We start from the raw sequence: 26,650 nt of genomic DNA, 5'->3' as shown, positions 1-26,650 counted from the left end.
CCCCTCGTCGACGGTCCAGCCACTCGGTGAATCAGCGAGTCGACGCATGACCACCGTGCCCATCCTGGCAGTCAGGACACCGCCGCGCCCGGCGCGTCCCACACATAGTTGATCGCGCGCTCGAAGGTGATGTAGCCCGTACGGGCGAAGGAGGCCGCCATCGGCACGTTCCCCAGGTCCGTCGCGGCCCGGATGCGGGGCACGTCGTGGGCGGCCAGGATCCGCGTCCCCTCGGCGAGGATGTCGTCGATGTAGCCGTGGCCGCGGTGGGCGGGCAGCACGCCGACGTACGCGATCGTGTGGTGGTAGTTGTTGCGTGCGGGGACGACGAAGCCGACCGGCTCGCCGCTCTCCGGCAGCTGGGCCACCCGCCACCACTCCTGCGGCGAGGAGTAGTGCGCGAACTCCTCGTCGTAGTGCAGCTCCGCGGCCTCCCGCGCCGACAGGCCGGAGGCGAGGTCGGCCTGTCCGTGCGCGTCGAGGGTGCCCTCCATGACCGGCGTCATCAGGGTGACCAGGTCCTCGCGGTCCCGCACCGGGCGGAACTCCAGACGGCCCTTCGGTTCCGGTACGGGGGTGCCGGACCGCCACTCCAGGCGCAGCCGTTCGACGAGCGGGCGGGCCCCCGTGGCCACCAGGGTGCCGAAGACGGACTCCAGGAGGGACCGGGTCTCCGGGACCTCGCGCCAGTCGGCCGGCATGAAGCGGCCGAACTCGGGGCGCTGCGTGCCCGCCGGGATCACGGCGGCCGTGGCGGTCTCCAGGAGCCGCAGACCGATCGTGGCGCGCTCCTCCTCCGACAGCTCCGGGGCGAGGTCGAAGAAGTCGAGGGCCTGCGGGGCGCAGCCGGCCGTGTTGGTCCACCAGGCGATCCGGCCGAGGAGCCGGTCGCCGTCGAGGGCGACCCACATCCACTCGGGGACGCGGCGGCCGGTGGCGAGGTCGTCGGCGAGCTCGTGGTCGAGCGAGTAGGCGAGGCGGAGGAACAGGTCGAGTTCCTCGGGTCCGGCGAGCGGACGTATGACGAGATCGTGCGCGCCGACGGTGTCCGGCGCGCCGGTCGTGCTCGTGGTCGTGCCGGTCGTGCCGGTGGTGCCGGGCGTGCTCGTGGTGGTGCCGGGCGCGCTCGTGGTGGTGCTCGAAGAAGACGTGGTCACGTCGTGTTTCTCCCTGGAGATCTGTGCTGTGGAGACGGCAGACCGTAACAGCGATCATCGACGAGGGGGTACGGAGTTTCCCGGACGGAGGCCCTTCTGGACACTGATGGCCCGACGGACCGACAATCACAGGTGTGACGACCCCTTTCGAGCTTCCGGCGAACACCCCTCGGCTGACCGACGCCGAGCGGGACCGCGCGCTGGTGCTGCTCCGTGAGGGCGCCGCCCAGGGCCGCCTCTCGCACGACACGTTCGTCTACCGGATGGAGCGCGCGCTCCAGGCCCGGCGCCCCGACGAACTCGCCGTGCTCACCGCCGATCTGAGGACCGAGGGCACCTGGACCCGCCGGGTGGTCGGCGCGGTCGAGCGGATGTCCGCGTTCACGGCCAGGCTGGGGCGCGCCTGGTCCGCGGAGCGGCTGCCGAAGCTGCTGCTGCCGCTGCCGGGCCCGCACCCCCTGCGCATCGGCCGCGACCCGGTCAACGGCCTCCGCCTCAGCCACGAGACGGCCTCCCGGATGCACGCCGAACTGTCGATGCAGAGCGGCATGTGGATCCTCCGCGACCTCGGCTCGACGAATGGCACGACGGTCAACGGCCGCCGGGTCACGGGAGCGGTCGTCGTGCGGTCGGGCGACGTGGTCGGCTTCGGCCAGATGTCGTTCCGCCTGTCGCACGGGTAGGGCCCGGCCCTGCCCGCAGGCCCGGCCGACGCGCCCGCAGGCCCGGCCGACGCGCCCGCAGGCCCGGCCGACGCGCCCGCAGGCCCGGCCGACGCGCCCGCAGGCCCGGGCCGTCCGGCCGTCTACGCTCTCGGCATGCGGCGTGAGGATGTCACTCGGGACGACGGCACGTGGCGGGGCCTGTCACTCGACGTGGGGGACCGCCACGAGCCGGGACTGTGCGTGTTCGGCGCCGGGCGAAGGCTGCTGATCTCCCAGCGGTCGCGGCCGGTCCTGCTCGCCGTCGTCGACGAGCACCTTCAGGGCGTGGACTTCTGGCGCACCGACGCCTACCGCTCCGTCGTCCCGCCGCTCCGCGCCGACACGGCGCGTGCCCTGGCGGGCAGCCCGGAACGGTGGGCCCACCGCATCGCCGGGCACCTCGTCGAATCGCCGGAGAGTCCGCTGCACGCGGGTCGGTGGTTCCTCTCGCACGAGAGTCCGCTCACGCGATGGCGCCCTGCCGACACCTCGCATGCCGAGCACTGGAGCTCGATGCTGGTGGAAGGCCATACGGACGGGTACATCGACTGGTTCGTGCATTCCGGGAGTGGGGAGGTCCTTCCGCTGAGGCCCGTGCCCCCCGCGGACGACAGCCGGGTCAAGGCGTACCGCAAGCAGGCCCGCGAGGGGACACTCCCGCCCGTCCTGCTGTGGTGGGTCAGCGGCCTGGACTGCCATCTGGTCCTGGACGGCCACGCGCGGCTCGCCGCGGCGATCGCCGAGTCCGTCGAGCCTCCGCTGCTGCAGCTGCACCGCACGGTCCCGGGCGACGACCTGGCCGCGCGCACCCATGAGGCCGTGAGGTGCTACGAGGACGAACTGGCACGCTTCGCCGAGCTCCGTGCCGACCACGGGCCCACCGTCCCCGACGGCGCCGCCACCGCCGGCCCGGAGCTGGCCCGCCTCCTCGGCGACCTGAGCACGCGCGCGCGTCCGACGTGGTGCCTGCCCCTGCCCGGTGGGGAGGCCGAGTGGCGTCGCATCACGCGCGAGGCGACCGCCGGCCTGGACTGGCCGGTGGTCTGAGCCCCGGGTCGGGGCGGTCGGAGGGGACGGCACGGCGCCACGGGGCGCGCCCCGCGCACTGTTCACCCGTTCGGCGGTATGCGGCGGGCGGTGCGGCGCGGGCGGTGATGGGCTGTGGGGACGCGCGCCACGTTCTCCGGCCGCGGCACCCACCGCCGATCGACAGGGGGCGCGATGAGCCACGAGCAGAGCCGCGAGCCGGGCCGAGGCATAGGGGACGACCGACCCCCGGGGGCGCCGCCCGCCGATCCCTGGACCAGACTGCCGTCCATGGCGCCCGCGACGCCCCCGGCCGACGGCCGGGCGGGTGACGGCCGGGCCGGTGAGGGCGTGGGTGCCGTGGTGCCGGGTGGTCTCGCGCCGCTGGCGGCGCGGGTGCGGACCGCACCCGGGGGCCGGGGTGTCTCCGGGGTCCGGGTCGTCGCGCCGAGCCCCCTCGACCCCGGTGCCTCGCGCGACCCGCACGGGATCCACCGGACCCTGCGCGAGGAGTTCCCGCTGACGTACGACCCGCTGCTGCGGGCCTGGGTGCTCAGCCGGTACGCGGACGTGGCCACCGCCCTCACCGACAGCCGTTTCACACACGGGCACCGGCCCGGCGACCCGCCGTGCGCACGGGCCCACGTCGACGTCGACGTGGCCGCGCTCCGCTCGGTCACCGAGCGGACGGCGTACGTCCTGGCCCGCCGGATCGCCGAGCGTCCCCAGGCCGACCTGGTCGCCGACTTCTGCCACTGGCTCCCCGCGGGGACCGTCGCCGCCGCCGTGGGCGTGCCCTACCGCGACATGATGCGGCTCGTCCGCGGCCGGGCCGCCGGGGCTCTCGCGGGGGAGTGCGGCGGGCAGATCGCCGTACGGGAGAAGGCCCTCGCCTCCTTCCTCGGCAACGTCCTCTCGGACCCGGACCAGGTCGCCGCCCTGAGGGACGCCCCCGTCGGCCTCGTGGGCCGGGCCTGGTCGGAGTCGCTGCGCCGTGACCCGCCCGTGCAGATCGCCGTGCGCCGTACCGCCGCGTCGGTTCCCGTCAGCGGCGGCGTCCTTCCCGCGGGTGCCTCGGTCGCCCTGCTCGTCGGCTCGGCCGGCCGCGACCCGGAGCGCTTCCGCGAGCCCGACCGCTTCGACCCGCTCCGCGACGACCCGGGGCAGCTCACCTACGGCAGCGGCTTCTGCCCGGCCGTGATCCTGGCCGGTCTGGAGGCCGAGTACGCCGTGCGGGCCCTGTTCACGGCGATGCCCCGGCTCCGCCTCGCCGACGGCTTCCGTCCGGTGTGGGCCGGGCTCATCACGCGGGCGCCGCGGAGCCTGATCGTGCGTCCCGGCGGCTGATCCCGGTGGCTGGTCCGAGGTGGGGAAGGGGCTCGCCCGCCCGCTGCTAGGGTGACGTGTGCTCGTCAAAGAGCGCCTTCTTCTTTACCACTTCCAACGGGGATTCAAACGTGAAGATGCGTCATGTTCGCGCGATCGCTGTCTTCGGCATCGCGGTCGTCGCCCTGACCGGTGCCCGCGGCTCGCACGGCGGCAGCTGCGGCAGCAGCAGCTCCGGCAGTTCGAGCAGCAGCAACCACAACAGCGACAACGACACCACTTCCGGCGGCACCTCCGGCGGCTCCCTGCCCGGCGGCTCCAGCAGTGCCGACAAGGCCGTCCGCGACGTGACCATCAACGAGTGCAAGTACGACGCGGCGACCAAGAACCTCGTCGCCCGCGTCACCGTGAACAACAGCGGCTCGCTCGACTACGACTACAGCGTCACCATGAAGTTCAAGGGCGACATCGGCGGCACCGCGGTCCCGGCGACCGCGACCAAGACCGCCATCGCGGTCGCCGCCGGCGCCTCCGCGAGCGCCGAACTCAGCACCCCGTACCCCGGCTCCGGCGACGGCTCCGAGTACACCAAGTGCGAGGTCTCGCGAGCCTCCCGCTCCTGACGGCCTGTCGGTCGGAGCGGAACGGGACGGGACGCACTCCCAGGAGCGTCCCGTCCCTCGCGTCCCCCCGCCCGGGGAGCCGCGCACGGCTCACTCCGTCCGCGCCAGCAGGGCCACCGGCCGCTCCGCGAACAGCTCCGCCAGTTTCAGCTCCGTCGCCGGTCCGCCGATGAACTCCCGCACGCCGTCCAGGACATCGGCCCAGCGACCCTCCGGGAGGACCAGCTCCGAATCCTGCCAGCCGCCCGCCTCCCAGAGACGCAGCGACAGTCGCGTGACGGCGGTGATCACCTCGTCGGAGCGGCTGAAGGCCAGGCAGTGGGCGGCCGTCGGCCCCTCGGCCGTCAGCGGGGTGTACGCCCCCCGGGCGCCGAACGCCGCTGGGCGCTCGCGCCGCAGCCGCAGCGCCGCCCGCACCAGGGCCGTGCGGTCGTCGTCCGCGCCGATCGTGAACGGGGCCCGGTTGTCCGGGTCGACCAGGGCCCGGTACTCCCGCTCCGTGTTCTGGTACAGCTCCGGCACCCCCGGCATCGTCAGCTGCGTGAGGAGCGCGCCCAGCGCGTGCGCCCGGATGTGCGGCTCCAGGGCGAAGGCCGCCTCCGAGGCCGCCCGGAGCGGGATGCGGCCGGGACCGGCCGCCGCGAACTCCTGCACCGCCCGCTCGTACTCCGTGTCGGGCTCCGTCCAGCTGGTCCTGAGCCCCGCCTCCCGTACGGACTTGAGGATCGCCGGGCCGAGTCGTCCCGGGTCGGGGACGCCGAAGCCGAAGGCGGTCTGCCAGGCCGTCCAGGCCACGTGCGGGTCCGGCGCCGGCACTCCCGCGACCTCGCCGAGGAGATCCGCCCAGACCTGCGGGCACTGTGAGAGGACCGCGATCGCGGCCCGGACGTCGGCGCTGCGCTTCGTGTCGTGCGTGGACAGGACGGTGCCGGTGCCCGGCCAGTCCCGTGAGATCCGCGCGCAGTACGCGTGGAACTCCTCCACCGACACCGCCGGCCGCCCCGCGTCACCGCCCACCTCGTTCGCCGAGAGCAGCGGGGTGTACCGGTAGAAGGCCGTGTCCTCCACGGACTTGGCCCGCAGCGCCGACGAGGTCTGCGCGAACCGGGCCCGGAACGAGCGGTGTTCGGGACCGTCGCCGAGCGTCCCGAGCGCCAGGCCCCGTACGACGTCGACCGCCGCCGCCTCCTCCGGCACCGCGAAGGCCGCCTTCGCACCGCGCGCCGCCTCCGGGGTCAGCACCTCCTCGCCGCCGGTCCGGTAGGTCCGGTAGACCGGGACCCGGACGAGGAGCTCGCGGACGGCGGTGCGCAACGCCCACGGCGCGTGGTCCCGCAGGGCGGGATCGGCGGCGCAGACACGCTCCGCGATCCGGGTCAGCACGGCCGTCTCGGCGGCCAGGTCGTGGCCGACCACCTCGTACGCGGCGCGCCGCTCGGTCGCCTCCCAGTGGCCGCCCCTGTCGCCTGCTCGACAGACGAACTCGCGGTACAGATCGGTCAGTTCATGGGCACCGATCGGATCGGTGAACACCCCGTCGACCTGCCGCAGGGCGTCGTACCCGGTGGTGCCGGCGACCGGCCAGGCGGCGGGCAGGGTCTCCGGGCCGGTGAGGATCTTCTCGACCACCGTCCAGCAGCGCCCGCCGGTCGCCGCGGCGAGCCGCTCCAGGTAGCCCTGGGGGTCGGCGAGTCCGTCCGGATGGTCGATCCGCAGCCCCTCGACCACCCCGTCCCGGACCAGCTCCACGATCTTCGCGTGGGTCGCCCCGAACACCTCGGGGTCCTCCACCCGTACCCCGATCAGCTCCGAGATCGTGAAGAAGCGCCGGTAGTTGAGCTCGGTGCGGGCGAGCCGCCACCAGGCGAGCCGGTACCACTGGGCGTCGAGCAGCTCGTCCAGCGGCAGCCCCTCCGTGCCGGGACGCAGCGGGAAGTCCTGGCCGTCCAGGTGCAGCGATCCGTCCGCGACCCGCAGCCGGTCCCGTACCTCCGGGAGCCGCGCGGGCAGCACCGGGAGCAGCAGCCGGCCGTCCCCGGCGGACAGGTCGATGTCGAACCAGCGGGCGTACGGCGAGGCGGGACCGTCGCGGAGCACGGCGCGCAGTGCGTGGTTGTGCCGGGCGGAGGCCGCCATGTGGTTGGGCACCAGGTCGACGACGAGGCCGAGCCCGTGCGCCCGCGCGGTCGCGGCGAGGGCCCGCAGCCCCTCCTCGCCGCCGAGCTCGGTGCGCACCGACCGGTGGTCGGTGACGTCGTACCCGTGGGTCGAGCCGGGGACCGCCTCCAGGACGGGGGAGAGGTGGAGGTGCGAGACCCCGATGCCCGCGAGGTGCGGCACGGCCCGCTCGGCCGCCGCGAACGGGAACTCCGGCTGGAGCTGGAGCCGGTAGGTGGCGGTGGGAAGCGTGGGACGGGGCGGGACGGAACCGGACGGGAAGGGGGTCGGGCCGGACGGGAGGGAGGTCATGCGAACGTACGTACCCCGCGAGAGGGCTTCTGTGTCATCGCCCCATGCACCCGTTCGTGTGCATCACGTTACGTTCGCCCGATGCTCCGGATGTATCGCGACACCCTCTCCCTGCTCGGCCCCGCCCTGCCGGTCGTCTCCTTCCTCGGCCGGCTGCCCACCGCCATGTGCCAGCTGGGCAGCCTGCTCCTGGTCGCCGAGACGAGCGGCTCCCTCGCGACGGCCGGCCTGGCGGGCGGGGCGCTCGCGGCCGGGCAGACCGTCGGCGGGCCCGTCATCGGACGGCTCACCGACCGGCACGGCCAGCGCGGGATCGTCCTCGCGGCCTCCCTCGCCAACGCCGTCGCCGTCACCGCCCTGGTCCTCGCCGCGCTCGCCCACGCCCCCACGGCCTGGCTGATGGTCCTCGGCGGGCTCGCCGGGGCGAGCGTCCCCCAGGTCGGGCCGCTCGCCAGGACCCGCTCGGTGGCCCTCGCCCGCCGCTCCGGCGCCGACGACCGGACCGTCGGCACGGTGCTCTCCTTCGAGGGCACCCTCGACGAGGTGTCCTTCGTCCTCGGCCCGGCGTTCGTCGGTCTCGCCGCCGCCGTCGCCCACCCGGCGGCCGCGCTCCTCCTTGCGGCCCTCCTGCTCGCCGTCTTCGGCACGGCCTTCGCCCTCCACCCGACGGCGCGGGCCACCCTTCCGGAGCCGTCGGCGTCCACCCGTACGGGCGCCTCCGAACGGACGCGGCTGCCCGGATCCGCGTACGCCCTGCGCGGCACGATGGTCCTCCAGGGCGCGATGTTCGGTGCCTCGCAGGCCGGGATCACCGCGCTCACCGAGGAGCTCGGCGCACCCGCCCAGGCCGGTCTGGTCTACGCGGCGATGGGGGTCATGAGCGCCGCCGTCGGACTCTCCATGGCGGCCGTGCCCGCCCGGATCGGGCTGACGACCCGCTGGCGCGCGGCGACCGCCGCGCTGGTCGTCCTCTCCGTCCCGCTGCTGTTCGTCGGCTCCCTCGGCGCCCTGTACGCGGTCGTCGTCGTCCTGGGCGCCGCCTACGCCCCGCACCTGATCACCGTCTTCGGGCTCACCGAGCGCACCGTGCCGGCCGCCCGCCTCGCCGAGTCCATGGCCTTCCTCACCAGCGGGGTCGTGGCCGGTCAGGCCCTGGCCCTGGCCGTCTCGGGCCGGCTCGCCGAAGGCCACGGCGCCCCCGCCGCCTTCGCGGTGGCGGTGGGGGCGGCCGTGGCCTGCGCGCTGCTGTCCTGGACGGCACGGGCGGCGGTGCCCGGTCCCGTACGGGAACTCAGGCCGGCCGGCGCAGAACGGTCAGGCTGAGCGGCGCGAGGGTCACCCGCTCGCCGCCCACCAGCTCCGGGCCCTCCTGCGGTGGCATGCCCTCCGGGTCGGAGGTGTCCACCACCGTGCGCCAGCGGGCCCCGTGGCTGTCGGGGACGGCGAACTCCAGCTCCTTCGACGAGGCGTTGAACATCAGCAGGAAGGAGTCGTCGGCGATGCGCTCGCCCTGCGTGCCCGGCTCCGAGATGGCGTTGCCGTTGAGGAAGACGGTCAGCGCCTGGGCGTGCGCCGCCTGCCAGTCGCGGGAGGTCATCTCCTCGCCCTCGGGCGTGAACCAGGCGATGTCGGTGAGCTCGTCGTGGGTGCCCTCCACCGGCCGCCCGTGGAAGAAGCGGCGGCGGCGGAAGACCGGATGGTCCCGGCGCAGCCGCACCATGGCCCGGGTGAAGCGGAGCAGGGTGGCCTCCGCCTCGCTGTTCTCCTTCGGCCAGCGCACCCAGGACACCTCGTTGTCCTGGCAGTACGCGTTGTTGTTGCCGCCCTGGGTGCGTCCGAACTCGTCACCGTGACTGAGCATCGGCACCCCCTGCGAAAGCATCAGGGTGGCCAGGAAGTTGCGGGTCTGGCGGGCGCGCAGCTCGGCGATCCCGACGTCCTCGCTCTCGCCCTCGGCCCCGCAGTTCCACGAGCGGTTGTGGCTCTCGCCGTCCCGGTTGCCCTCGCCGTTCGCCTCGTTGTGCTTGTCGTTGTACGAGACGAGGTCCCGCAGGGTGAAACCGTCGTGGCAGGTCACGAAGTTGACGGAGGCGAGCGGCCGCCGGCCGTCGTCCTGGTAGAGGTCGGAGGAGCCGGTCAGCCGCGAGGCGAACTCGGCGAGGGTGCGCGGCTCGCCCCGCCACAGGTCCCGTACGCAGTCCCGGTACTTGCCGTTCCACTCGGTCCACAGCGGCGGGAAGTTGCCCACCTGGTAGCCGCCCTCGCCGACGTCCCAGGGCTCGGCGATCAGCTTCACCTGGCTGACCACCGGGTCCTGCTGCACCAGGTCGAAGAACGAGGACAGCCGGTCCACCTCGTGGAACTGGCGGGCCAGGGTGGCCGCCAGGTCGAAGCGGAAACCGTCCACGTGCATCTCGGTCACCCAGTACCGCAGGCTGTCCATGATGAGTTGCAGCACGTGCGGGGAGCGCATGAGCAGCGAGTTCCCCGTGCCGGTGGTGTCCATGTAGTAGCGGGGGTCGTCGGCGAGCCGGTAGTACGAGGGGTTGTCCAGGCCCCGCATGGAGAGCGTCGGGCCCAGGTGGTTCCCCTCGGCGGTGTGGTTGTAGACCACGTCGAGGATCACCTCGATGCCCGCCTGGTGCAGTGCCCGTACCGCCGACTTGAACTCCAGGACCTGCTGGCCCCGGTCGCCCCAGGAGGCGTAGGCGTTGTGCGGGGCGAAGAAGCCGACGGTGTTGTAGCCCCAGTAGTTGGAGAGCCCGGCGTCGACCAGCCGGTGGTCGTTCACGAACTGGTGGACGGGCATCAGTTCGAGGGCCGTGACGCCGAGTTCCTTCAGGTGCCCGATGACCGACGGGTGCGCGAGCCCCGCGTACGTGCCGCGCAGCTCCTCCGGCAGATCCGGATGGAGCATCGTCAGGCCCTTCACATGGGCCTCGTAGATCACCGTGTGGTGGTACTCGGTGCGCGGCCGCCGGTCGTCGCCCCAGTCGAAGTACGGGTTGACCACGACCGAGGTCATCGTGTGCGGGCCCGAGTCGAGGTCGTTGCGCGCGTCCGGTTTCCCGAAGGGATAGCCGTACACCGCCTCGCCCCACTCGACCTGCCCCGACACGGCGCGCGCGTAGGGGTCGAGGAGCAGCTTCGCCGCGTTGCAGCGGAGTCCGCGCTCCGGGGCGTACGGGCCGTGCACCCGGAACCCGTACCGCTGACCGGGCATCACACCCGGCAGATAGGCGTGCCGCACGAACGCGTCGGTCTCGCGCAGCTCCACCGCCGTCTCCGAGCCGTCGTCGTGGAGCAGACACAGCTCGATCCTGTGGGCGGCCTCCGAGAAGACCGCGAAGTTGGTTCCCGCACCGTCATAGGTGGCGCCCAGAGGGTACGCCTGTCCCGGCCAGACCTGCATGGATACGACTCTTCCTCTTCTGTCCGGGTTTTGTAGATGTTCTTCGGCCGAATCCTGCCCGAAAGAGGCGCAACCTCCTAGGACTTCGCCCCGTCCTACCGGGTGACCGCAGACCTGGAGGGGGAAAGAGGGGGAAGTGTGTACGAAATAGCGCGCCGCCACCTGGGGAAGGTGGTGGCCGGAGCGGCCATGGCGGTGACGGGGACCGCCGTCGCGGTCGCGATCAGTCTGCCGGGCGCGGCGGGAGCGGACGACACGCCGGGCGGCCGCGCCGCCGTCGGGGCGGGAGCGGCCGGAACCGCGGGATCGACCGGAGCCCCCGGCGCGACCGGACAGCAGAGCACGGGTGGAACACAGGGCGGCGACGCGCAGGCACAGGGCGCCCCGCCCCCGCCGGCGACCGAGGCCCCCGTGGCCGCCGAGGGGGAGAAGGGCGTGGGCAGCGACCCGCTCACCGACGACGAGCTCGCCCGGGCCGAGACGCTGGCGCTCGCCCCGCCCGGCGCGGCCGCCCAGCAGAACGTCGAGGGCGGCCGGGGCCCCCAGCACCTGGGCACCGGCCTCGCCGACCCGCTGCCGGGGGACGGCACCCGCCGCGCCGAGGTCCGCTTCTACGACTACGGGCGCGACGAGCTCATCACCCGGACCGTCAACCTCACCACGGGGAAGATCGAGAAGTCCGCCGCCCAGCGCGGGGTCCAGCCCTCCGCCCACCCCGAGGAGCTGCGCGAGGCCCTGGAGCTGATCCTCGCGAGCCCGCTCGGCAAGGGCGTCAAGGAGGACTACAAGGACGCCACGGGCAAGGAGCTCACCTCCACCGCCCAGTTGTGGTTCAACGGCGACCTCTACCGCACCTACCGCGAGGCGAACGTGCCCGCACAGCTCGCCCGTTGCGGCGAGCACCGCTGCGTACGGCTCGTCACCAAGGTCCTCAACGGGGCCTGGATCGACACCCGCGACCTGATCGTCGACCTCTCCGCGAGGACCGTCACCCGCGTCGGCTGACCACCGCCGCCGGTCCTCTCCCGCCGCCCTCGCGGGCGGCGGGCCGATCTCCGTACGAGGGAGTACGTTCCCATGTCCACCCCGCACAGCCCGTCCGACCGGCACCCGCGGCGCACCCGCGGCGCCGTCCTGACCGCGGCCGTCCTGCTCGGCACCGCGACCGCCGCCACCGGCCCGGCGACCGGGGCCACCGCGGCCCCCGCACCGGCCCCGACGCGCACCCCCGCGGTGCCGCCGCCGTCCCCGACGCGCACACCCGTCACGCCCGAGGCCGACTGCTCCGACGCCTACCGCATCACGCAGAAGCTCGACGGCGGTACCACCTGGCGCATGTGCTGGAGGTACGACACCGACGCCGGGCTCACGCTCGACAAGGTGACCTACCAGCCGCCCGGCGCCGCCGCCCCCGTCAAGGTCCTCACCAGCGCCCGGCTCGCCCAGATCCACGTGCCCTACGACGACGGGGTCGCCGAGTACGACGACCTCACCGGCGCCGGCTTCGGCTGGGGCCTGCAGAACCTCAAGCCGGCCGAGTGCCCCGGCGGCACCCTCACCACGGTCAAGGTGCCCCAGGTCGGTCAGATCAAGGGCCTGTGCACCACCACGCGCGCGCGTGGCCACGCCTACCGGATGGCCAGCGACAGCGGCAGCAAGGTGTACCAGGCTCAGGCCAAGGACCTGCTCGTCTACACGGTGAACAAGGTCGGCTGGTACGAGTACATTTCCGAATGGCGGTTCTCCTCCGACGGCACCATCGGCGCCAACGTCGGTGCCACCGGCAGCCTCTCGCCCGTCGACTACAACGCGACCGACGGCCGCGGCTGGCCCATCGGCAAGGGCGCCCGCGCCTACGCCACGAGCCACGCCCACAACGTCTTCTGGAAGCTCGACTTCGGCCTCGACGGCTCCACCAAGGACCGCATCGAGCAGTTCGACTCCACCGTCACCGCGCCCGCCCCGGGCCGCGGCGGACCGACCGTGAAGACCAAGCGCACCGTCGTCACCAAGGAACTCGCGGGTGACGCCGCGAACATGCGCTGGTGGCGGGTGGTCAGCGGCACCGGCAAGAACGCCGACGGCCACGCCCGGTCGTACGAGATCGTCCCCGGCCGCACCGACACCCACGCGGGGCGCGGCTTCACCAAGCACGACGTGTACTTCACGCAGGCCCGCGCCTGCGAGAAGTTCGCGAGCAACAACATCGGCGGCTGCGCGGCCAACGCCGGTGACAGCGTGGACAAGTGGGTCAACGGCGAGACCCTGACCAAGCCGTCGGTCTGGGTCAACATCGGGTTCCACCACATCGCCCGGGACGAGGACCAGCAGCCCATGCCGGTCCACTGGCAGGGCTTCCAGCTCGCCCCCAGGGACGTAACCGCTATGAATCCGCTCACTCCGTCCGATCTCGCCTCCGAGAACGGGCAGCCCGATCTGGGGAGTTGAGGAAGGAGCCTGACGATCCTGCTGCACCGCCTCCCGCTCGCGGAGTACCCTTCCTTGATCGTTGTCGGACCGGTCGACACGGGCGTCCAAATGCAGAAGGCGGTGCGCGGGTGAGCTCGGGAGGTCTGGAGCTGCCCCCAGGGGATCCGGGTCAGGAGAAGGGTCCTGCCGGTCCCGCCGAGGCCCCGCCGGGCGCGGTCGCGCCGCCGGGCGCCGTGCCGCCCGGCACGGTCACCGTGGCCCGGCCGGTGGAGATAGGCGCCGAACTCGACTGGGACGCCGAGGCCTGGAGCGAGGTCCGCACCCGCGCCCAGCGCGCCGGACGGGCCTACATCTGGCTGAACCTCGTCGAGCAGCGGCTCCGTGCCGTGGTCGCCGCCGTCCTGCGGCCCGTGTACGAGCCCGTGCACGGCGAGGAGTGGGTGGTGGCCGCGGCGGGCCCGGCGGGCCAGGAGTGGGTGCAGCGGGCGGTCGCCGTGCGCGAGGTGTCGCGCCGCAAGGGCTATCTGCTCGACCCGGCCGACGACAACGTCCTCAGCTTCCTCACGCTGCCGCAGCTGCGGGAGCTGATGGTGCAGCACTGGCCGTGCTTCGAGCCCTACTTCGACGACCGTCGGGAGGTCGAGCTCGCCCTCGACGAGCTGGAGGTCACGCGCAACGTGGTCTCCCGCAACCGGGCGCTCTCGCTGACCGTCCTCGCCCAGTCGGAACGGGCCTCGGCCCGCATCCTGGAGATCCTCGGCAGCGGCGCCGGGGTGCCCTCCGCCGACCGGCTGCCCGTGGACGCGGTCGAGGACCTCGTCGGGGACCGGTACGCGGACGTGGTCTCCGTCCACCCCGACCGGGTCAGGCTCCAGCGGCAGCTGCCGGCCGAGGACCTCTTCGGCGGGGCCCGTCGCCTCGACGCCACGGGCATAGGTCTCAATCTGCTCGTGCAGAACTTCTCGGGGCGCCGCATGGTCCGGCTCGCCGAGTCCGGCTGCCGGACCCGGCTCCTGTTCCTCAACCCCGCGAGCAGCGCGGTCAAGCGCCGTGAGCGCGAACTCGGCCTCAAGAAGGGCGAGCTGAGCCGCTCGGTGGAGATGAACATCCTCCACATGCGCCGGGTCCGCTCCAAGCTCCGCGACCCGGGCGCCTTCCAGATCCACGTCTTCGACGAGACGCCCCGCTTCACCGCCTACCTGGTGGACGGCGACGGACCGGACGGGGTCGGCGTCGTGCAGTCCTATCTGCGCCGGGCCCGGGGCATCGAGGCGCCGGTGCTCGTCCTGCGCGGCGGCGGACGGAACGTGGTGCGTCACGGCCAGGGCATCCGTGACGGCGATCACGGACTTTTCGAGACATACCGGGAGGAGTTCGAGTCCGTCTGGCTCGACTCCCGGCCCGTCTCCTGACCCTTCGACGGGGGAGGCCGGGAGCGTTGTCAGTGGTGCGTGCGAGGGTGGTCAGCACCACGGGGGAGATCACGTAAGGAGGACCCGATGGCTTGGCACGGCGAGACGCTGGTCGGCTTCGACCTGGAGACGACCGGCACCGAACCGCTGGAGGCCCGGATCGTGACGGCCTCGATCATCGAGGTCGACGGCGGGGGACACGTCGCACACCGGCGGGACTGGCTCGCCGACCCGGGCATCCGCATCCCGGAACAGGCGTCCGCGATCCACGGCATCAGCACCGAGCGGGCGGCCGCCGAGGGCAGGCCGGCACGCGAGGTCGCCGAAGAGATCGCGCAGGCCCTCGCCGCGTACTGGGAGGACGGCGTCCCGGTCGTCGCGTACAACGCCTCCTTCGACCTGACGCTGCTCTCCGCCGAGCTCCGCCGGCACGGACTGCCCTCGCTCAGCGAGCGGCTCGGCGGCGTCCCCATCGGGCCCGTCGTCGACCCGTACACCATCGATCGGGCCGTCGACCGCTACCGGCGCGGCAAGCGGAACCTGGAAGCGGTCTGCGGCGAGTACGGGGTGGTGCTCGAAGCCGCCCACCAGGCCGCCGCCGACGCGCTCGCCGCCGTCCGGGTCGCCGTCGCGATAGCCGAGCGGCACCGCCAGGTCGCCGAACTGGACCCGGCCGAGCTCCACGAGCGCCAGATCGGCTGGTACCGAGCCTGGGCCGAGAACTTCCAGGACTTCCTGCGCCGCAAGGGCGACGCGGAGGCGGTCGTCGACTCCACGTGGCCCCTGCGCGACACGGTCGCGGTGGCGTTCTAGCACCCCCGGCGCAGCCGCGTCAGGAGTTCTCCTTGAGGAAGGAGAGCAGCAGTTCGTTCACCCTGTCCGGCCGGTCCAGCGGGAACCAGTGGCCCGCGTCCTCCACGCGCTCGTAGCGCCAGGAACCGGAGACGTGTTCGCCGGTGTCCACCATCTGCCGCTCGTCGAGGAATCGGTCGCCGGTGGACCAGACGCCCATGGCCGGGACGGACAGCGGGGGAAGCACCGGGGGCACGGCCAGCTGGGTCTCGATGGAAAGACCCGACCGGTAGATCTGGAGGGCGGCGGTCAGCGCGCCCGGAGCGCGCAACGGCTCCAGAACGGCCTCCGCCTCCGCGTGGTCGTCGAGCATCTCGCGCAGACGCGCGAAGTCGTCGCGGGAGAGCCACTCCTCGGCGAGTCCCTCGTGCTGGAACATCGACAGGTGCCACAGGCGCTGCCGCTGCTCCCAGCCCGCGGCGAGGATCGCCGCCACATTGCCCACCGACATCAGGGTCGCGCTCGCCACCCGGTCGGGTACGACCTGCGCGATGCCCTGCGCCAGCCCCGAACCCCAGTCGTGGCCGACCACGTGGAACCGGTCGACCTCCAGCCGGGCGAGCAGCTCCAGCAGATCGCAGACGTGCTTGCCCGGGTCGTACGCCTCCGGACCGCCCTCGGGGCGGTCGGAGGCGCCGAAGCCCCGCAGCGTCGGGGCGACCGTCATGAACCCGGCCGCGTTCAGCGCCGGGATCTGATGACGCCACAGGCGGTGGCTGTCGGGAAAGCCGTGCACGAGCAGCACGGCCGGTCCCGCACCGCTCACCTCGACGTCGAGCGTCACCTCGGACAGTTCCACGCGCATCCCAACACCCCGTTCTCGGAACCCGGTTCGGTCAGGATCATGATGTCAGAACGGATACCAGCGCACCTCGGGGTCGCCGTCCCGCAGCGAGGCCACCCGCCGCTCGAATTCGGCCAGAGCCCGGGGGTTCGTCGGCGCGTGCTGGGCCACCCACGCACAGCTCGCGGTCTCCCGCGCCCCGCGCAGCACCGCGCACCCCTCCCACTCCCGCACATCCCAGCCGTACGCCCCGGTGAAGGCCTCGTACGCGGCCGGGTCCAGGCCGTACCGGTCCCGGGAGAGGGCGAGCACCACGAGGTCGTGCTCGCGCAGGTCCGAGGAGAAGGTCTCCAGGTCCACCAGGACCGGGCCGTCGGGGCCGACATGGACGTTCCGGGGAAGGGCGTCGCCGTGGATCGGGCCCGGCGTCAGGTGCGGCGTGAGCGCGGCCGCCGCAGGAGCGAACGCATCGCGCCGCTCCCGCAGGAAGGCCGCGTCCGCCGGGTCGATCGCGTCGCCCGCGAGCCGCAGCCACCGCTCGACCCCGCCGAGCAGCTCACGGCGCGGCAGCGTGAAGGCCGCCGGCTCCGGCAGGGCGTGGATCCGCCGGAGCAGCGGTGCCAGGTCACGGGGCTCCGCGGGCCGCACCGCCTCGGGCAGCCGGTGCCAGAAGGTGAGCGGGTGCCCCTCGACCAGCCGCGGCTTCTCCTCGGCGGCCCGCACCGCCGGGACCCCGGCGTCGGCCAGCCAGGCGGCCAGCGCCAGCTCCCGCTCCGCCCGCTCGAACAGCTCCGCGTCCCGGCCCACCTTCACGGCGAGATCGCCCACGGCGAAGACCGCGTTCTCCCCGAGGGCCAGCAGCCGCGCCTCCGCGACCGGCACCCCCGCCGCGGCCAGGATCTCCCGCGCCCGCGCCTCGTCCATCGACCTCTCCCGTATCTGTGCCACCCCGGTCCGAGCGACCGGGGCCCGTGCGACTGCAACCCGTGTGACGGCAACCCGTGCGGCTGCAACCCGCGTGATCGCGCCAAAGTCTCCCATCCGCGCAGCTCACCGCGCAGGCCGCCTTGACGGTGCCCCGGGCCCTCAGGACCATGGCGAGATTCCCGCGGCGGCGGCCGGGGGCGGGCGGACGGGGGTCGAATCGGTGAGCTCGCTGACCGCGACGAAGCGGCCGGACCGGTCGCGCGCACCGCGCGCCGCCCACGGGACACGCCCGCGCGGTCCCGACTTCGGCGCCTGGTTCCTGGTGCTCCCGGCGCTGCTGCCCATCCTGGTCCTCAGCGTGGGCCCGCTGCTCTACGGCGTCGCGCTCGCCTTCACGGACGCACAGTCCGGCCGCACCCGGGCCACCGGCTGGGTCGGCACGCTCAACTTCCAGGACCTGCTGCACGACACCCTCTTCTGGGACTCGTTCCGCATCGGCGTGGTCTGGGCCGTCGGGGTCACCGTCCCCCAGTTCCTGCTCGCCCTCGGCCTCGCCCTCCTGCTCGACCAGAAGCTCCGCTTCCGCTGGCTGGCACGGGCCCTCGCGATCATTCCCTGGGCGATGCCCGAGGTCGTCGTCGGCATCATGTGGCGGCTCGTCTACAACCCCGACGCCGGCATCCTCAACGAGACGCTCCGGAACCTGGGCCTCGGCGAGGGCCGCGACTGGCTCTCCGGCCTCGCCACCGCGCTCCCCGCCGTCATCCTCGTCGGCGTCTGGGCCGGGATGCCGCAGACCACCGTCGCCCTGCTCGCCGGACTGCAGAACACCCCGCACGAACTCCACGAGGCAGCCGCCCTCGACGGCGCCGGCGCCTGGCGCCGCTTCCGCGCCGTCACCTGGCCCGCGCTCCGGCCGGTCGCCCTCGCCATCACCGCCCTCAACCTCATCTGGAACTTCAACTCCTTCGCCCTGGTCTATGTGCTGACCAACGGCGGACCGGGCGGCCGGACCCGGCTCCCCATGCTCTTCGCCTACGAAGAGGCCTTCCGGTACGGCCAGTTCGGCTACGCCGCCGCGATGGGCTGCGTGATGGTCGCCGCCGTCTCGGTGCTCATCGCCCTCTCCCTCGTACGACGGCTGAAAGGGGACCAGGACCGGTGAGCGCCCTCCGGACGAGCAGACCCGCGCGAGTCGGCCAGTACGTGGCCCTCCTCGCCTATCTGGTCTTCCTCGCCTTCCCCTTCCTCTGGCTGGTCTCCATCGCCTTCAAGCCCGCCCCCGAGCTCGCCTCGCTGCACCCCACCTGGATCCCGGAGAACCCCACGCTCGCCAACTTCCGGCAGGCGTTCGACGAACAGCCGCTGCTCAGGGCCGCCGGGAACAGCCTGGTCGCCGCGGTCGCCGCCGCCGTGATCGCGGTGGCCGTCGCGACCCCGCTCGCCTATGTGACGGCCCGCCACCGGGGCAGGCTCGCCTCGGCCGCGACCGGCTGGGTGGTGATCAGCCAGGCGTTCCCGTTCGTCCTCGTGATCATCCCGCTCTTCCTGATCCTCAAGAACCTGCACCTCGTGAACAGCGTGTTCGGCCTCGTCCTGGTCTATGTGGTCTGGTCGCTGCCCTTCGCCCTCTGGATGCTGACGGGGTACGTCCGGGCCGTCCCCGCCGAACTGGAGGAGGCCGCGGCCGTCGACGGCGCCGGCCGGCTCCGTACGCTCGTCTCGGTCACCGCCCCGCTGCTCGTCCCCGGCATCGTCGCCACCGCCCTCTTCGCCTTCGTCACCGCGTGGAACGAGTTCTTCTTCGCGCTCGTCCTGCTCAAGACCCCGGAGAAGCAGACCCTGCCGGTCGTCCTCACCCACTTCCTCGGCGCCGAGGGCGTCGCCGACCTCGGCCCGCTGGCCGCCGCCGCCTTCCTCGCCACCCTGCCCTCCCTCCTCGTCTTCGGCTTCCTCCAGCGGCGGATCGCCGGCGGGACATTGGCCGGGGCGGTGAAGTCATGAGACGACGGATCCTCACCCTCACCGCCGCACTCGCCCTGCTCGTCACCGGCTGCACGGCGGGGAGCGACGCCCCCGACGACGGGGTCGTACGGCTCCGCTTCCAGTCCCTCGCCTGGCAGCAGGAGTCCGTCGACGCCAACCGGCAGCTGGTGAAGGAGTGGAACGCCACCCACCCCGGAGTCCAGATCGACTACGTCCAGGGCAGCTGGGACTCCGTCCACGACCAGCTCCTCACCTCCTTCGAGGGCGGCGAGGCGCCCGACATCATCCACGACGCCTCCGACGACCTCGCCGACTTCGCCTATGGCGGCGACCTCGCCGACCTCCGCCCCCTGCTGCCCGCACGGCTCCGCGCCGACATCCCGGCCCGCAGCTGGGAGACCACCACCTTCGGCGAGGGGATCTACGGAGTGCCGTTCCTCCAGGAACCGCGCGTGATCATCGCCAACCGGAGGATCCTCGAATCCTCCGGCGTCCGCCTCCCCACCCCGGAGGACCCCTGGACCTGGAGCGAGTTCCGGCAGATCACCCGGGACCTCACCCGCGCCATGGGTTCCGGCCGGTACGCGGTCGCCTGGCCGCTCAAGGAACCCGTCTCGGTCAGCCTCAACCTGGGACTCTCGGCGGGCGGGCAGCTGTTCCACCGGGGGGCCGACGGCCGGGTGACCGTCCGTTTCACCGAGGCCGACGCCGTCGTCCCCGGCACGGTCCACGACCAGGTCGTCACCGACCGCACCGCCCCGCGCACCACGCTCGGCAGCGGCGGCTCCGACACCCTCCCCGGTCTCTTCGCCGGCAAGTACGCCATGGTCCCGCTGGGCTTCGCCTACCGGCAGCAGATCGCCCGACAGGCCCCGAAGGGCTTCGAGTGGACGGTCCTGCCCGCCCCCGTCGGAGACGCGGGGCTCACCCAGGGCGTCTCCCCGCAGACCCTGTCGATCGCCGCGGACAGCCCGTACAAGAAGGAGGCGGCCGCGTTCCTCGACTTCTTCCTGCGCCCCGGGAACATGGTGCGGCTCGCGCGCGGCGACTGGATGCTGCCCACCGGCACGACCGCCCTCGCCGACCCCTCGCTGCACACGGCCCGGGACGGCTGGGCGACCGGGGCGGCGGTGGCCGAACGGCTGCGGCCCGCGCCGGCGCAGTCGGTGCGCGGCTACCCGGAGTGGAAGGACAAGGTGGCGACACCCGCCTTCCAGGAGTACTACAGCGGCGCCATCGACGGTGCCGAGCTGCGCAGACGTCTGGTGGTGGACGGCAATCGGGTGCTCGCCCGCTATCAGCGCAAATGACGTGTTCACGAGGGGTTCGGCATTACGAAAGTTTGTTGAATAAGTCACAGATGGGTGAAGGGTCTTCTCGCGGATCCCCCTGATCGGACAGTGTTCGAACCGGCCACCGCGCCGCCCCCCACGAGGCGCGGTGGCCCGCCTAGATTGACCCCATGACGACGAAGACGTACGCGGCCCTGCTCCGCGGCATCAACGTGAGCGGCCACCGCAAGGTCCCCATGGCGGAGCTCCGCCCGCTGCTCGAAGGTCTCGGGCACACGAACGTCCGCACCTATCTCCAGAGCGGGAACGCCGTCTTCACCACCGACTCCGGTGCAGGGGAGGACGAGCTCGCGACCGCGCTCGAAGCCGCGATCGAGGAGCGCTTCGGCTTCCACGTCGACTGCCTGGTCCGCGACGGCCACTACCTGGCGGCGGTGGCCGAGGCCTGCCCCTTCCCGGCCGCCGAGCTCAAGGGCAGGGAACTGCACGCCATCTACTACTCCGGGCCCGCGGACCCCGAGCGCTTCGCCTCGATCGACCGCGAGGCCTACCTCCCCGAGGACTTCGCCCTCGGCGACCGCGTGCTCTACCTCCATGTCCCCGACGGACTGGGGACGTCCAGGCTGGCCGACGTGGTGAACCGCCCCGCGGTCGTGAAGGGGCTCGTCGCCACCGCCCGCAACTGGAACACCGTGGTCAAGCTCATCGAGATGACCCGGGAGGACTGACCGCGAAGTGGACCACTCGCAGGGTGTCCGATTGGACCATGGGGGCAGGCCAATGGCTGGCTAGATTTCTCGGTATGACGCACACAGAGACCGCGCCCCGCCCCGCCGTCGACTTCTACTTCGACCCCGCCTGCCCCTTCGCCTGGATCACCTCCCGGTGGATCCTGGAGGTCGAGCGCGAGCGGGACATCGACCTCAGCTTCAAGGTCATGAGCCTGTACCTGCACAACGAGGGCAACACCCTGCCCGACTGGTACCGCGAACTCGTCGACGCCTCGATCGGACCGGTCAGAGTCGCGGCGGCCGCCGCCGAGCGGCACGGCGCGGAGATCCTGCGCCCGCTCTACACCGCGTACGGGACCCGCATCCACGAACAGAAGCGGAAGGACTTCGACGCGGTCGTCGCCGAGTCGCTCGCCGAGCTCGGGCTGCCCGCGGAACTCGCCGAAGCGGCCCACGACCCGGCATACGACGCGGCCGTCCGCCGCAGCCACGACGCCGGCAAGGACCCCGACGCCGACGCGTACGTCGGCACCCCTACGATCCACGTCGACGGCACCGTGTGGTTCGGCCCGGTGCTGCGCGCCGTCCCGCGCGGCGAGCGCGCGGCCGAACTCTTCGACAGCTTCCGCGTCCTCGCCGGCCACCCGGACCTCTTCGAACTGAAGCGGACCCGCACGGGCGGCCTCGACTTCAGCTAGCGGGTGTCCGGCGGAACACGGCGGGGCCTGCCTCCCGACGAGCGGAAGACAGGCCCCGGGCGGGACCGGCGCCGTCGTGGGCCGTTCACCGCCGAACACGCTCTTATCTGGCGAAGCCGTAGTCCAGCAGCTTCTTGACGTCGGCCGCCCGGTTCGTCTCGCTCGACGAGGCGAGCACCGCGCCGATGACCGTCTTGCTGCCGCGGGTCGCCGCGAAGACGAGGCAGTACTTGGCCTGCGGACCGGAACCGGTCTTCAGACCGATCGCGCCGCTGTACGTGCTCAGAAGCTTGTTCGTGTTGGTCCACGACATGTACCGGTAACCGCCGGTCTTCGTGGTCACCTTCTGCTTCGTGGACTTCGTCTTGACCACGGCGCGGAACGTGGAGTTCTTCATCGCACTGCTCGCGAGCTTCGTCAGATCGCGCGGAGTGGAGTAGTTGCTCCCATTGCTTATTCCGTCGAACGAGTCGAAGTGGGTGTTGCGCATGCCGAGGTTCCGGGCCTCGGTGTTCATCTTCCCGATGAACGACTTGATCCGGGCGGCCCGCGTGGTGCCGGTGCCGAACTTGTCGGCCAGCGCGTACGCCGCGTCGCAACCCGACGGCAGCATCAGACCGTAGAGGAGCTGCCGGACCGTCACCTTGTCCCCGACGATGAGCCGGGCGGACGAGGCGTTCTTGGAGACGATGTAGTCGCTGTACGCCTTCTGGACGGTGACCTTGGCGTCGAGGTTCAGGCCGCGCTGGGCCAGGACCACCTTCGCGGTCATGATCTTGGTGGTGGAACCGGTCGACCGACGGGTGTCCGCGGCCTTCCCGAACAGCGTGGTGCCCGTCCCGTTGTTCATGACGAAACCGCCCGCGGCGGTGATCGACGGGGTGGGCGGCGCGGCGTACGCCTGGCCCGTGAAGAGACCGCCGGCCAGCACGGCCGAGGCCGTGAACGTGACGGTCACGGCCCTGCGCACGCCGAGTGTCGAAGTGATCAAAGTCTTCTGCCCTTGGTAGGAACCGATGTGGTCCGGGTTCGTGCGAACCCGGCGCACAGAAGACGCTTGAGACGGGTCCATGGATGCACGGCCGGGCCATGAAGTTCATCGCATCGGTTGCCCAACGAGCGAGGGCGACAAGGGGAACGGCGCTGCCTAGGCCGAGTGGGCCACGGCGAGGCGGGCCGCGTGGGCCGCGTGGGCGGCGTCGTAGCGCGCCAGGAGCAGCCGGGCCAGCTCCGGGGAGGGGCCCAGGACGTCCGCCAGGACGTCCGCCTCCGCCGCGCCCGCCGCGATGCGGTCCGGGAGACGGCCGGGGGCGATGACGTACGGGGCGACCGCCACCCGGCGGACACTCGGCTCGGCCCGCAGGGCCCGCACGGCGTCCTCCGTGCGGGGCAGAGATGCGGAGGCGAACGCGGGCCGCACGGAGCACCAACCGGTGCGCCGCAGCTCCCGCGCCGTTTCTGCGATCACCGCGATCGCCTCCGGGTCGGTGGAGCCCGCCGAGGCCAGGACGACCCCGGTCGCGCTCTTGTCGCCGGGCGTGAGCCCGGCCTCGTACAGCCGCCGTTCCACCGCTTCCACGAGCAGCGGCGAGGGGCCGAGGACCTCCGCCTGGCGGATCCGCAGGGAAGGCGGCGCCTGGCGCAGTACGGCGGGGATGTCGGCCTTCGCGTGGAAGGCCCGGGTCAGCAGCAGCGGCAGCGCCACCACGTCCCGGACGCCGTCGGCGGCGAGCCGGTCGAGCACCCCCGGCACCGACGGCAGGTTGAAGTCCAGGAACGCCGTCTCCACCCGCAGCCCCGGCCGCAGCGCGCCGACCCGGCGTACCAGCGCCTGGACGGTCGCCGCGTGCCGCGGGTCGCGGCTGCCGTGGGCGATGACGAGAAGGACGGGCGCGTAGCGCTTCCGCGCAAGGCCGGTGGTGGGCGACGGGAGGGCGGGTCGGTTCATGTGGGTCGGCTCACTTCACCAGCAGACCGCGGCTGCGGAGCACCCAGCGCTCCAGCGGGCTGAAGATCAGCAGGTCGATCGCGATGCCGACGACCAGGATCAGCAGGATCGCCAGGAACACGCCGGGCAGGTCGATGTTGTTCCGGCCGTTCTCCAGCAACTGGCCCAGGCCCAGGCCCAGATCCGGGGAGGAGGCGATGATCTCGGCGGCCATCAGCGAGCGCCAGGAGAACGCCCAGCCCTGCTTCAGACCGGCCAGGTAGCCGGGCAGCGCCGCCGGGAGCGTCACGTGCCAGGTGCCCCGCAGACCGGTGGCGCCCATGGTGCGGCCGGCCCGCAGGAACAGCGGCGGGACCTGGTCGACACCGGAGACCAGACCGTTGGCGATGGACGGGACGGCGCCCAGCAGGATCACCGTGAACATCATCGCGTCGTTCAGGCCGAACCAGAGCACCGCCGGCGGCACCCACGCCACCGAGGGCAGCGACTGCAGACCCGACAGGATCGGGCCGATCGCGGCGCGCACGAACTTCACCCGGGCGACCAGCAGGCCCAGCGGGGTGCCGATGGCGAGGGCCAGCAGGAAGCCGGCCAGACCCCGGGACACGCTGGTCCAGATGACCTCGAGCAGGGTGCCCTGCAGCCACATGTCGGTCAGGCCGTCCCATACCGCGGACGGCGCGGGGAGCTTGGTCTCCTCGGTGATCTTCGCGGAGACGAGGATCTGCCAGACCGCGAGGACCAGGAGGACGGCGAGGGTGGGCGGGAAGACCTTCTTGAGGAGGACCTCCCGGACCGGGGTGCGGCGGATCTCGACCGCGTCCAGGGCGTCGAGTCCGGCCTCCAGACCGGCGAGGTCGTCCTTCTTGACCGTCGCGGCGGTGTCAGTGCTGGCCATGGCGGCGGATCTCCCCACGCAGGTGTTCAGTGATCTCAAGGGACAGCTCGGCCACGTCCGCGTCCTCGATGCGGCGCGGCTGCTGGATGCCCACGGTCCATTCCTTCGCGACCCGCCCGGGGCGGGAGGAGAGGAGGACCACCCGCTGCGCGAGGCGCACGGCCTCGCGCACGTTGTGGGTGACGAACAGGACCGAGAGGTTGGTCTCCTCCCAGATACGGGTGAGCTCGCCGTGCAGCACGTCACGGGTGATGGCGTCGAGAGCCGCGAACGGCTCGTCCATCAGCAGCAGTTGGCTGTCCTGGGCCAGCGCCCGGGCGAGGGCCACCCGCTGCCGCATGCCGCCGGACAGCTCGTGCACCCGCTTCCCGTACGCGCCGCCGAGCCGGACCAGTTCGAGCAGCCGCTCGGCCTCCGGCCTGCGCTCGGCCTTGGACACCCCGCGCAGCCGCAGGGCCAGTTCGATGTTCTTGCCCGCGGTCAGCCACGGGAAGAGGGCGTGCTCCTGGAACATCAGGGCCGGCCGGCCGCCCGGGGTCTCGATGGACCCCTGGGTCGGCCGGTCGAGCCCCGCGACCAGGTTCAGCAGGGTGGATTTACCGCACCCCGATGCCCCCAGGATGGTGACGAACTCGCCGGGCGCGACGTCGAGACTGACGTCGTCCAGGACGAGCTGGGTACCGGCCGGGCCGGAGAAGGACTTCGAGACGTGCTCGATCCGGGCGGCGTGCGTCTGCTCCGCTACGGTGCCCTCGGCAGCCTTGGCGAACGTCGTGGCCATGGTCGTCACCTCCTGGGGTTACGGATTCGCGGTCTGTTTCGTCGGCTCGGCGGGGTTACTTGACGCCGAGACCGGCGTCGGAGACCTCGGGCTTGCCGGCGGCCTTCAGCACCTTGTTGAGGAGCTTCAGGTCGTAGATGCCGGCCAGCTCGGGCTGCTTGATCAGCTGGGCCTTGACCGCCCACTCGGACTGGGTCTTCAGCGTCGCGGCCAGCGGGTCGTCGGTGATCGCGATGCTCGGCCACGCCGGGTCGATGACCTTGGCGTCCAGCGCCTTGCCGCCGAGGGACTTCAGCGCCGCGTTCGCGGACGCCTTCGCCTTGTCCGGGTTGGCGTTGATCCACGCGTTGGTCTTCACCGTGCCCGTCAGCACGGCCTCGACCACGTCCGGGTGCTCCGTGAGGAACTTCTGCGACACGATGATGTTCGTGATCACGAACTTCTTGTCGGGCCACAGGGTGGTCTCGTCGAGGAGGACGGTGCCGCCCTGGGAGACCAGCTTGGAGGCGGTCGGCTCGGGAACCCAGGCGCCGTCGATGGAGCCGGACTTGAAGGCGTCCGGGGTGACCTTGTTGTCCGTGCGGACGACGGAGACGTCACCCTTGCCGGACTCCGGGTCGACCTTCCAGCCCTTCTCGGCGATCCAGTTGAGGAGCGCGACGTCCTGCGTGTTCCCCTTCTGAGGGGTGGCGATCCGCTTGCCCTTGAGGTCGTCCAGGGTCTTGATCTTGTCCGGGTTCACGACCAGCTTGACGCCGCCGGAGGCGGAGCCGGAGATGATCCGCAGGTTCGAGCCCTTGGACTTGACGTACGCGTTGATGGACGGCGAGGGGCCGATGAAGCCGATGTCGAGGGAGCCGCCGTTGAGCGCCTCGATCTCGGACGGGCCGGCGTTGAAGGTCTGCGGCTTCAGCACGGTGCCGCCGAGTTCCTTCTGGATCAGGCCGTCCTTGACGCCGATCAGCGCCGTCGCGTGCGTGAGGTTGGGGAAGTACCCGAGCCGTACGGTGTCGGCGGAGAGCTTCTTGCCCTCGGCGGCCACCTTCTTCTCGTCGTTCTTGGCGTCGGAGCCGTAGCCGCAGGAGGCGAGCGCGCCGATCAGCAGCGGCAGAGCGGCGGCGGCGGCGAGGCCGCGGCGCAGGGTGGTACGGGTGGTGGCAGGCACGGGAGGTTTTCCCCTCGATTCAGCGTTTT

The 26,650-nt window shown here is 72.4% G+C and carries 24 protein-coding genes; 14 read left to right on the top strand and 10 right to left on the bottom strand.

What is annotated here, in order from left to right; all coding sequences use genetic code 11:
• Window positions 1-71 precede the first annotated feature (71 nt).
• Window positions 72-989 carry a GNAT family N-acetyltransferase gene (locus ACZ4XX_RS01520; RefSeq protein WP_468506145.1) on the bottom strand — a complete coding sequence of 306 codons (918 nt, stop codon included), beginning with the start codon at window positions 987-989 and terminating at the stop codon, window positions 72-74.
• A 302-nt stretch (window positions 990-1,291) separates the two neighbouring features.
• Here ACZ4XX_RS01520 and ACZ4XX_RS01515 point away from each other — a divergent pair, with 302 nt between their 5' ends.
• The 4 genes from ACZ4XX_RS01515 to ACZ4XX_RS01500 all read left to right on the top strand — a co-directional run bounded on the left by ACZ4XX_RS01515 (window position 1,292) and on the right by ACZ4XX_RS01500 (window position 4,836).
• Entirely contained in the window at window positions 1,292-1,840 is a 549-nt protein-coding gene (locus tag ACZ4XX_RS01515; RefSeq protein ID WP_468505982.1) for a DUF1707 and FHA domain-containing protein, read from the top strand.
• 135 nt (window positions 1,841-1,975) lie between these two features.
• The gene (locus ACZ4XX_RS01510) at window positions 1,976-2,908 is read left to right on the top strand and encodes a hypothetical protein (RefSeq protein ID WP_468505981.1); all 933 of its coding nucleotides are present in this window, start codon (window positions 1,976-1,978) and stop codon (window positions 2,906-2,908) included.
• Between the two features lie 174 nt (window positions 2,909-3,082).
• Entirely contained in the window at window positions 3,083-4,234 is a 1,152-nt protein-coding gene (locus ACZ4XX_RS01505) for a cytochrome P450 (RefSeq protein WP_468505980.1), read from the top strand.
• Window positions 4,235-4,350: 116 nt separating this feature from the next.
• Window positions 4,351-4,836 carry a hypothetical protein gene (locus ACZ4XX_RS01500; protein ID WP_468505979.1) on the top strand — a complete coding sequence of 162 codons (486 nt, stop codon included), beginning with the start codon at window positions 4,351-4,353 and terminating at the stop codon, window positions 4,834-4,836.
• Between the two features lie 90 nt (window positions 4,837-4,926).
• Here the strand turns inward: ACZ4XX_RS01500 and treY are convergent, their stop codons facing one another.
• A complete protein-coding gene (gene treY / locus ACZ4XX_RS01495) occupies window positions 4,927-7,305 on the bottom strand; it encodes a malto-oligosyltrehalose synthase (protein ID WP_468505978.1) in 2,379 nt (792 codons plus the stop codon).
• A 90-nt stretch (window positions 7,306-7,395) separates the two neighbouring features.
• On the opposite strand from treY, the gene ACZ4XX_RS01490 reads away from it, so the two are divergent.
• A complete protein-coding gene (locus ACZ4XX_RS01490) occupies window positions 7,396-8,628 on the top strand; it encodes an MFS transporter (protein WP_468506144.1) in 1,233 nt (410 codons plus the stop codon).
• Here the strand turns inward: ACZ4XX_RS01490 and glgX are convergent.
• A complete protein-coding gene (glgX, locus tag ACZ4XX_RS01485; protein WP_468505977.1) occupies window positions 8,597-10,717 on the bottom strand; it encodes a glycogen debranching protein GlgX in 2,121 nt (706 codons plus the stop codon). The two genes, ACZ4XX_RS01490 and glgX, sit on opposite strands and share 32 nt — an antisense overlap.
• 189 nt (window positions 10,718-10,906) lie before the next feature.
• On the opposite strand from glgX, the gene ACZ4XX_RS01480 reads away from it, so the two are divergent.
• The 4 genes from ACZ4XX_RS01480 (at window position 10,907) to ACZ4XX_RS01465 (ending at window position 15,372) form a co-directional block, all read left to right on the top strand.
• Window positions 10,907-11,722: a Tat pathway signal sequence domain protein gene (locus ACZ4XX_RS01480; RefSeq protein ID WP_468506143.1), complete on the top strand. Its 816-nt coding sequence runs from the start codon at window positions 10,907-10,909 to the stop codon at window positions 11,720-11,722.
• A gap of 72 nt (window positions 11,723-11,794) precedes the next feature.
• Complete coding sequence (locus ACZ4XX_RS01475; protein ID WP_468505976.1) at window positions 11,795-13,165, top strand: copper amine oxidase; 1,371 nt, start codon at window positions 11,795-11,797, stop codon at window positions 13,163-13,165.
• 110 nt (window positions 13,166-13,275) lie between these two features.
• Window positions 13,276-14,559 carry an SAV2148 family HEPN domain-containing protein gene (locus ACZ4XX_RS01470; RefSeq protein ID WP_468505975.1) on the top strand — a complete coding sequence of 428 codons (1,284 nt, stop codon included), beginning with the start codon at window positions 13,276-13,278 and terminating at the stop codon, window positions 14,557-14,559.
• Between the two features lie 87 nt (window positions 14,560-14,646).
• Window positions 14,647-15,372 carry an exonuclease domain-containing protein gene (locus ACZ4XX_RS01465; protein WP_468505974.1) on the top strand — a complete coding sequence of 242 codons (726 nt, stop codon included), beginning with the start codon at window positions 14,647-14,649 and terminating at the stop codon, window positions 15,370-15,372.
• Window positions 15,373-15,391: 19 nt separating this feature from the next.
• On the opposite strand, the gene ACZ4XX_RS01460 is transcribed toward ACZ4XX_RS01465, so the two are convergent.
• Complete coding sequence (locus ACZ4XX_RS01460; RefSeq protein WP_468505973.1) at window positions 15,392-16,216, bottom strand: alpha/beta fold hydrolase; 825 nt, start codon at window positions 16,214-16,216, stop codon at window positions 15,392-15,394.
• Window positions 16,217-16,261: 45 nt separating this feature from the next.
• Entirely contained in the window at window positions 16,262-17,119 is an 858-nt protein-coding gene (locus tag ACZ4XX_RS01455) for a phosphotransferase (protein ID WP_468505972.1), read from the bottom strand.
• A gap of 223 nt (window positions 17,120-17,342) precedes the next feature.
• Between ACZ4XX_RS01455 and ACZ4XX_RS01450 the strand changes: the two genes are divergently transcribed.
• The 5 genes from ACZ4XX_RS01450 to ACZ4XX_RS01430 all read left to right on the top strand — a co-directional run bounded on the left by ACZ4XX_RS01450 (window position 17,343) and on the right by ACZ4XX_RS01430 (window position 21,829).
• Entirely contained in the window at window positions 17,343-18,287 is a 945-nt protein-coding gene (locus tag ACZ4XX_RS01450) for a carbohydrate ABC transporter permease (RefSeq protein ID WP_468505971.1), read from the top strand.
• Window positions 18,284-19,126, top strand: a complete 843-nt coding sequence (locus ACZ4XX_RS01445) for a carbohydrate ABC transporter permease (protein ID WP_468505970.1) — start codon at window positions 18,284-18,286, stop codon at window positions 19,124-19,126. Before ACZ4XX_RS01450 ends, ACZ4XX_RS01445 begins: the two co-directional genes overlap by 4 nt.
• On the top strand, window positions 19,123-20,418 hold the full coding sequence (locus ACZ4XX_RS01440) for an ABC transporter substrate-binding protein (RefSeq protein WP_468505969.1): 1,296 nt from the start codon (window positions 19,123-19,125) through the stop codon (window positions 20,416-20,418). Before ACZ4XX_RS01445 ends, ACZ4XX_RS01440 begins: the two co-directional genes overlap by 4 nt.
• A gap of 152 nt (window positions 20,419-20,570) precedes the next feature.
• Complete coding sequence (locus tag ACZ4XX_RS01435) at window positions 20,571-21,128, top strand: DUF1697 domain-containing protein (RefSeq protein ID WP_468505968.1); 558 nt, start codon at window positions 20,571-20,573, stop codon at window positions 21,126-21,128.
• A 74-nt stretch (window positions 21,129-21,202) separates the two neighbouring features.
• The gene (locus ACZ4XX_RS01430; RefSeq protein WP_468505967.1) at window positions 21,203-21,829 is read left to right on the top strand and encodes a mycothiol-dependent nitroreductase Rv2466c family protein; all 627 of its coding nucleotides are present in this window, start codon (window positions 21,203-21,205) and stop codon (window positions 21,827-21,829) included.
• 103 nt (window positions 21,830-21,932) lie between these two features.
• Here the strand turns inward: ACZ4XX_RS01430 and ACZ4XX_RS01425 are convergent, their stop codons facing one another.
• The 5 genes from ACZ4XX_RS01425 to ACZ4XX_RS01405 form a co-directional block, all read right to left on the bottom strand.
• Window positions 21,933-22,799 carry a D-alanyl-D-alanine carboxypeptidase family protein gene (locus tag ACZ4XX_RS01425; protein WP_468506142.1) on the bottom strand — a complete coding sequence of 289 codons (867 nt, stop codon included), beginning with the start codon at window positions 22,797-22,799 and terminating at the stop codon, window positions 21,933-21,935.
• Between the two features lie 177 nt (window positions 22,800-22,976).
• Entirely contained in the window at window positions 22,977-23,777 is an 801-nt protein-coding gene (locus ACZ4XX_RS01420; RefSeq protein ID WP_468505966.1) for a sirohydrochlorin chelatase, read from the bottom strand.
• Window positions 23,778-23,787: 10 nt separating this feature from the next.
• Window positions 23,788-24,675, bottom strand: a complete 888-nt coding sequence (locus tag ACZ4XX_RS01415) for an ABC transporter permease (protein WP_468505965.1) — start codon at window positions 24,673-24,675, stop codon at window positions 23,788-23,790.
• The gene (locus tag ACZ4XX_RS01410) at window positions 24,662-25,456 is read right to left on the bottom strand and encodes an ABC transporter ATP-binding protein (protein WP_030323069.1); all 795 of its coding nucleotides are present in this window, start codon (window positions 25,454-25,456) and stop codon (window positions 24,662-24,664) included. Before ACZ4XX_RS01410 ends, ACZ4XX_RS01415 begins: the two co-directional genes overlap by 14 nt.
• A 55-nt stretch (window positions 25,457-25,511) precedes the next feature.
• Window positions 25,512-26,621 carry an ABC transporter substrate-binding protein gene (locus ACZ4XX_RS01405; RefSeq protein WP_468505964.1) on the bottom strand — a complete coding sequence of 370 codons (1,110 nt, stop codon included), beginning with the start codon at window positions 26,619-26,621 and terminating at the stop codon, window positions 25,512-25,514.
• Window positions 26,622-26,650 lie beyond the last annotated feature (29 nt).

The sequence above is a fragment of the Streptomyces sp. NPDC029956 genome (assembly GCF_055574655.1).
The sequence above is the reverse complement of the archived record's forward strand: the minus strand, read 5'-3'. Positions and strand labels throughout refer to the sequence as shown.